Here is a 739-nt window from a genome sequence, read left to right as displayed (position 1 = left end):
CTCCTTTTTTAGTCTACTTTGAGTCTAACCTTGTTAGGCTTTTTTTGTTAAATGTTACGAACTAGCAAATCGCGTATCCAAATTGACTTATCATCAAATAATCTTAGTTCATTATACACCCGTCTATAAGCACACCATAATGATACGGGTTGAAAAATACACGAAAAAATGAGGCATCTCGCCGCTTGGCGAGATGCCCCATTTCATTATCCTAGTGATTTTATTTGCCGCAAATCTGCCGAACGGTTGGATTCCATGGTAAATAAGCCTTCAGATCCAGGTTCTGAGAGCGTGTGTAGGCTTCAAAGATCAATTTCAGATATTTGAAGACATCCAGATTATTTAGTTTGGCCGTCTGAACGATCGTATAGAAGATCGCATTGGCTTCCGCACCGGCTGTAGATTTCGCAAACAAGCTGTTTTTGCGAATGATGGTCGACGGTCAGATGCTCTGCTCAACCGAGTTATTGCTTAACGGCAGCTCGCCAATCTCAAAGATCTGATATACACGATCCTTAAGTTTCAAGGCGTTTTTGACTGCGTCTTTCAGCTTATGCATCGGATAAGCAATCCCTTCAATAAAGCGATAGTAGGCATCCAACAGTGGTTTGACCAGTTTTCGTCGCTGCGCTTTTTTATCAACCGGCGTTTTATACCTCAAGACGTTAGTTGCTAGTTTGTAACATTCCCATGACTTCTAAATTATGGGTCAGCATAATTGCCTCAATGTTCATTTGCA

General features: G+C 41.3%; 2 protein-coding genes. Both read right to left on the bottom strand.

Annotated elements, in window-relative coordinates; translation table 11 throughout:
- Window positions 1-220 precede the first annotated feature (220 nt).
- On the bottom strand, window positions 221-415 hold the full coding sequence (locus QOS03_RS09210) for a transposase domain-containing protein (protein WP_283576191.1): 195 nt from the start codon (window positions 413-415) through the stop codon (window positions 221-223).
- 27 nt (window positions 416-442) lie between these two features.
- Window positions 443-661 (bottom strand): IS66 family transposase, encoded by a 219-nt coding sequence (locus tag QOS03_RS09205; protein ID WP_408612096.1) that lies wholly within the window; start codon window positions 659-661, stop codon window positions 443-445.
- Between the last annotated feature and the right edge of the window lie 78 nt (window positions 662-739).

Source organism: Limosilactobacillus pulli (assembly GCF_947381555.1).
GTDB classification, from domain to species: Bacteria; Bacillota; Bacilli; order Lactobacillales; family Lactobacillaceae; genus Limosilactobacillus; species Limosilactobacillus pulli.
Note: the sequence above shows the minus strand (reverse complement) of the source record. Positions and strands in the feature narration are given on the sequence as shown.